The organism is Calothrix anomala FACHB-343 (assembly GCF_014696435.1).
Taxonomy (GTDB): Bacteria; Cyanobacteriota; Cyanobacteriia; order Cyanobacteriales; family Nostocaceae; genus Aulosira; species Aulosira anomala_A.
The window spans coordinates 1-5537 of record NZ_JACJQG010000139.1 but is presented as its reverse complement, the minus strand read 5'-3'; the positions used below and the strand labels follow the sequence as shown (position 1 = coordinate 5537).

General features: G+C 39.8%; 5 protein-coding genes. 2 read left to right on the top strand and 3 right to left on the bottom strand.

Features of this window, described 5'->3' with window-relative positions; genetic code table 11:
• Window positions 1-185 precede the first annotated feature (185 nt).
• The 3 genes from H6G08_RS36690 to H6G08_RS36680 form a co-directional block, all read right to left on the bottom strand.
• A complete protein-coding gene (locus H6G08_RS36690) occupies window positions 186-1790 on the bottom strand; it encodes an alkaline phosphatase D family protein (RefSeq protein WP_190552211.1) in 1605 nt (534 codons plus the stop codon).
• 265 nt (window positions 1791-2055) lie between these two features.
• Window positions 2056-2457, bottom strand: coding sequence for a ribosomal maturation YjgA family protein (locus H6G08_RS36685; RefSeq protein WP_190552209.1), 402 nt, complete (start codon window positions 2455-2457; stop codon window positions 2056-2058).
• 100 nt (window positions 2458-2557) lie between these two features.
• Window positions 2558-2713, bottom strand: coding sequence for a hypothetical protein (locus H6G08_RS36680; protein ID WP_190552208.1), 156 nt, complete (start codon window positions 2711-2713; stop codon window positions 2558-2560).
• A gap of 452 nt (window positions 2714-3165) precedes the next feature.
• On the opposite strand from H6G08_RS36680, the gene H6G08_RS36675 reads away from it, so the two are divergent.
• Both H6G08_RS36675 and H6G08_RS36670 read left to right on the top strand, forming a co-directional pair.
• Window positions 3166-3534: an alr0857 family protein gene (locus H6G08_RS36675; RefSeq protein ID WP_190552206.1), complete on the top strand. Its 369-nt coding sequence runs from the start codon at window positions 3166-3168 to the stop codon at window positions 3532-3534.
• 412 nt (window positions 3535-3946) lie between these two features.
• Window positions 3947-5407: a hypothetical protein gene (locus tag H6G08_RS36670; RefSeq protein ID WP_190552204.1), complete on the top strand. Its 1461-nt coding sequence runs from the start codon at window positions 3947-3949 to the stop codon at window positions 5405-5407.
• Window positions 5408-5537: the final 130 nt, after the last annotated feature.

The window sequence follows — 5537 nt, the reverse complement described above, 5'->3', positions numbered from 1 at the left end:
CCCTCACCCTATAAGGGTGGGGCTAGAAATACGAAGCCTGCCTTCGCAGGCTATCAAACTTTTAGCCTGCGAAGGCAGGCTTTGTTGGTATAGCAATACCCTTCTAGGGTATTGCGTCAAAATTGGGATGCTCCCCTGCGGTTAAATTAGTTTTAAACCACACAGACGCAGAGAGAGAATAGGTTTTATTTTTCCGGGGGTAAGTCGATACTGTAGAGAGTCTCCCCTTTCAAGTTATGCAACTCTACAGTCATCACCGTGGTGTAACTATTGATTTTGACTGTACCAAAAAACTGCAAACCTTCGCTGGGTGGGCGATTTGCTTTCATCCCTGGGGGAATGCTGAGAAACTTCACCTGGGGGCCAAAAGTATTGTCAAGTGTATTAGGGCCAAATGTGCCGGCGTTAAGAGGCCCGGCGACAAATTCCCAAAAAGGTTTAAAATCAGTAAACACAGCTTTAGCAGGATCGTAATAATGAGCTGCGGCGTAATGTACGTCAGCTGTTAACCAAACAACATTTTTGATATGGTTGCGTTTAATAAACCGCAGTAAATCAGCTAGTTCGAGTTCTCTTCCTAAAGCTGGGCCATCTCCATTCGCCCAAGCTTCAAAATCAGTGCTACCATCGCGCACTACAAGCCCTAAAGGCATATCGCTAGCAATTACTTTCCATGTAGCTTTGGATTGTTGTAATTGCTTTTTCAACCATCTTATTTGTTTATTGCCTAAAAATTCTGTTTCTTGACTTTGTACTGTTTGACGATTGGGGGTATTTTTCCCGCGATAGGTACGTTCGTCAAGCATGAAAATATCTAGTAATGGCCCATAGTTAAAAGAGCGATAAATTTTTGTTGTGTCTTTTGGATCGCCATTAAAGCGAATGGGCATATATTCTAAAAATGCTTGTCTTCCTCTGGCTGCTAATACAGAAACATCTTTTTCTTGATAGCGAGTATCACTAATTGGCAGAATTTCCCCAGGATACCAATTGTTAGTAACTTCGTGGTCATCCCACTGCGAGAGAATGGGAACTTCAGCGTTAAAACGTCTGATGTTTTCATCCATTAAATTGTAGATATAATTGCCACGGAATTCATCGAGAGTTTCTGCTACTTTGGATTTTTCGGCTGTGGTGAGATTTTGCCAAATTGTGCCGTCATCAAGGGTTACTTGTGATGGAATAGGGCCATCAGCATAAATATTATCACCAGAATGGATGAAAAAGTCTGGCTTCATTTTCCGCATGGTTTCATAAATTTTCATCCCGCCAAACTCAGGATTAATACCCCATCCTTGACCGGCTGTATCTCCACCCCAAGCAAAGAAAATATCTTGGCGATATTTGGATGGAGTGCGGAAAGTTCCGGTAACTGGTGCGCTGTAAATTTTTTTATCAGCTAAATTTTGGAAGATGACTCGATAAAATATTTGTTCGCCTTGGGGTAAGGTATCAAGACTTAGCCTAGCTGTAAAATCGCTATCTTTTAAAGCTACTGGCCCAATTAGCCGCCGCACGCGCCGGAAAGATTCGCTAGTTGAATATTCTACAATCATTCGTGAGGGGCGATCGCTCTTACTCCAAATTATGGCACTATTACCGCTAATATCTCCGCAAGCTACGCCATAAGGTATGGTAGGACGCATCTTTTCTGATGTAATAATTGCAGGCGCTTCACCAAAAACTTGTGATTGAGATACAAAATTACTGGCGATAATTCCACCGCCTGTAGCAGCTGAAGTGAGTAAGAATTGGCGGCGGTTTAACTTCATTGGAGGTTTGGATTCCATAATGTTAACTGTTGATTGTTGACTGTTGACGGTTGACTGTTGACAGGTGAAACTGATAGTTTTCACCACTGAAATAGGATGAACGGAGGAAATTTGATGAATTACAAAGTTGGAATTTATCACAATGCAGTAAGATGATTAGTAAATTTTCAGTTATCTAGAAGTTAAGGAAGGTAAGCATAGCAAATTGAGCGCGATCGCTTGAGGTAATAGGATGCGATCGCGCTTACTTTAATTAGTTACAAAAAATTGCAAAAATCTTAAATTATTTTAAATTTGTGCCTCTAACGATCAGCTTTAACCATAGCCATCCTAAGCCACTACCAACAAAGTAATAGGGAAAATCTGCCCAAGTGAAGACGCTAGCGATTAACATTTTTCCCCACCAAAATGAACGTACCCAAACTAAAAATGGTGGTTGCCATAATTGCAGAAATTCTAATAAGCAAGTAATTACCAATACCCATAATGGGATTTGCCAAACTGCTTTACGAGTTGGAATAAATAGAAAGGCTAATAAGCACCAAAATATTTCATAAAAAATTCCGCCTACTTCTTGGTTTAACCACCAAACAGAATGGCGATAGTGGCTGTATAAAAGTCCAATTGGGAGAACTACAGCTAAAGATAGAATAGTTCGCCAGCGAATATTTCTGATAATTGCCATTATTTTAGGATAAAAAAATTAAACCCTATCCTGTGAATCAGGAAAGGGCACTGGGAACTTCATCAAAAACAATGAATTGTTGGAACAGTACAAAATCTAATTAAAAAGCACCAATTAACACGCTGATAGTAAATAACACAAACACTCCCATTGCCATTAAGAAAATTGTGGGGTAGGGAGCATGATTAATCTTATCTAGGTATTGATTTCTTTGACGATCTGCTTCAGTCAAGGGTTTAAAAGTCATTTCACGCATTATACGATTCCCCTCTAGTACTTCAGTACATTTATAAACAGAATCACTTCTGCTAACTATTTTCAATTAAAGTACATTTCTGATGAGAATCGCGAGCAATGATAAGAATATCTAGAAAAGTTTATCTAGATTAATTGATTACAAAAAACATTAACCTTGGATATTAATTGACAAACTTCATTACAAATCTACAAAACTATTGAAGCTCTTACTAACCAGGACTATTACTAACAATATAGTTTAGCGCTTGTGGTGCATAGCGCGATCGCATTACGAAAATTCAGTAAAACAAGTTGGGGGATTCCCCTAGCTTACCAACTTCCCCTAGCTCTCTAATCCTTATTTTACAAGCGTTGCGGCTGTTTTATTCTCCATTGGCTTGGGGGAATTTCTTTGGCATATTCTCAAGATATAGATGAAACAACTAAAACTTAAATATCACTCAGCCAATTATGTTAAAACTTACCTACACCGAAAATAGCTTTACCTTAGAATATCTGGAAGTTGCTTTAGAAGATTGGGTTAATCAAAGAGTTACGCTAGCTTTGCATTCCGCAACTAATATTTACATCGAAGCTAGTCAAGCTGCATTTTTACTGCCATGTGAATCTGCGCGTTTAGTAGATTTAGAGAAGTTAAATCAAGCAAATATTGTAGACATTTGTCCTTGTGATGCTACAACTGTAGAAGTTATTCTCAAAGGTACTTGGATAGCTGCTCATCAAGAAAGTGAAGTAGGTATTTTTGTCACTTCACTGAGCAAATCTGCGGAATTATTGCTTGAGGGACTCGCGAAAACAGAACAATTTTGTTACGTTTGACTGTTGACTGTTGACTGTTGACTGTTGACTGTTAATGATATAAAAATTTGTTTTTTGAAGTTTCCTCAAGTTTTCAGTCTTGCTGTTCGCGGGACTTTGGTGTGACTTCCGAACCCGAACTGTGAATTCGTACTAGCCAGTCGCGCCGCCTTTCCCCGAACAGCACCCTATAAGAAGCAGGGGAGCAGGGAGCAGGGAGCAGGGGGAGGAATAATTATATGAACTCTATTAGGCTATAAATATTCAGAAATATTTAATTAGATTTATCTTTAAGTTTTTAGTTTTGCTGTTCGCGGGACTTGAGTATGACTTCCGTTCCAATTTGTTAAATTGCTCAACTAAGTCGTGCTAATCTTTCCCCGAACAGCACCCGAAAAAATTCAAAATTCAAAATTCAAAATTCAAAATTTTTATGGTTGTTGAAAATAACCGCGTGGAACAGGTGGCGCGGGAAGATTTGGTGATGTTTATTAATGCTTGTCTGGCTTGTACGGGACAGCGTGAGTTTTATGATGATGCTTATGGGCAAAGGGTATCAATTGATTTTTTACATGATTATATTTTAGGCAATTATCGCTTACTTTATGCCCGTTCTTTGGCTGCGGGAATTAATCATTTTAATCAGGCGCAAATTATTTTGAAATTGTTAGCGACAGGGAAGGATACGTTACCAGAATATAAAGAAGAGGAAGGTGCTTTAATTGCGCAGGCTTTGCATAATTTACCACCGCAACGCGCTTGGGGGGTATTACAACAGTTGCGTCAACGACGGATTAATAATCGCCGCAGTCGCGCGATCGCGCGAGAATATTTAGAGCAGCGTCGTGATTTAAGTTTCCATGCTGTGAAGTATCGTACCAAGGTAAGAGCGATCGCAGCTCACGCACACTTGAAACTTCAAGGGGAATTAGGTACTTTTCTCTTCCATAATTGGAAACAAAAGATTTACGAAACAGAATTATTTGAAAAGTTTCGTCAAGCACATTATAGTGCTGAGGCAATTTACGAGCTACCTTTCACAGTAGCGGAAGGATTAGCAATTAAACACAAGATTAAGCGCGAGGTATTTTTAACCCGCATTCAACAGCAAATGACTGTAGGGGAAAAGTTACGCTTCCAAGGTGCAGCAGAACGCACAGAAAAGGTAGAAATTGACTTAGATTTAGGACGTTTACCTTTAACTAAGTTGGCGTTGTATATTCTTTCCCTACCTCTGGAAACTAGAACAGAAAAACGGGAGATTTTACACCAAGCAATGCAGCAATCCGCGCGGTTTGTGTTGAAAAAAGCACCGTTAAAGCTGGGAAAAGTCGCGGCTGTGTTAGATTGTAGCTACTCTAGCTCTGGTTCTAGCGAAAAACGCCGTCGTCCTTTGGGTGTAGCTTTGGCTACGCACTACTTATTACAAGCCGCCGCCAAAGAATACCGTGCTTTTTGGACAATACCCCCAGAAAATCCCTTACAAATCCGCGCTTATGGACAAACTGATTTAGCTACACCCTTATTAGCCGCCTTAGGTTCTGGTGCAGATTTGGTGGTAATTGTATCTGATGGTTGTGAAAACTATCCTCCCCAAGGTGCGGCGGAAGTTTTGCGGATATTTCGGACTAAATTAGATCCACAACGGCGAACTTCCATTATTCATTGCAATCCCGTGTTTAATTCCGAAGATTTTTCCTTGCGTAATCTCAGCCACACCATACCCACCGTAGGATTAAGGGATGCAGAAGATTTACCCACGATGTTAGGATTTGCGCGCTTTGCTGATGGTTCTGCGCCGTTGTCAGAATTAGAAGCATATTTAGCGGAAAGAGTGCGACAAATGATAACAATTCAAAATTCAAAATTCAAAATTCAAAATGAAGAAAGGTAAATATCACAAGAATTAAAGCTTTGAGAGGGTGTTTGAAAAGTTTTTAGGGGTCAAATTTTATGCTAGCCGCCTCACCATAATACGGATCATAGCAAGGTAGATAAAGGTTTCTGAAGTTTCGGGTAATAAC